Origin of the sequence: Streptomyces sp. NTH33, from assembly GCF_003236365.1 — a bacterium.
Classification (GTDB): Bacteria; Actinomycetota; Actinomycetes; order Streptomycetales; family Streptomycetaceae; genus Streptomyces.
Map to the genome: position 1 here is coordinate 1 of NZ_POTZ01001188.1, position 254 is coordinate 254.

Sequence of the window (254 nt, forward strand, 5' to 3'; positions counted from 1 at the left end):
CTTCCTGGGGACAGCGGCGCATGCGAACTGAGGTCGGTGTGGGTCAGTCCCCAGGCGCGGGGTCGCGGCGTCGGAGACCGGTTGATAGCGGCAGTCGAAAGGTGGGCCCTGCAGTCGGGTGCTACGATGTCGGCGTACGGGCTTTTCTCTCCAGGTGCGTACAGACGAACGTCCCCAGCTGTCAGGCCACGTCGGTCTCTCGCTCGATGGCCTTGAGGCGGTTCTTGAGCCGGTAGCTGGGGCCATTGATGGCG

General features: G+C 65.7%; 1 pseudogene. It reads left to right on the forward strand.

Features of this window, described 5'->3' with window-relative positions:
* Positions 1-123, forward strand: a pseudogene (locus tag C1I97_RS42390) (GNAT family N-acetyltransferase); the annotation flags it as partial.
* Positions 124-254: the final 131 nt, after the last annotated feature.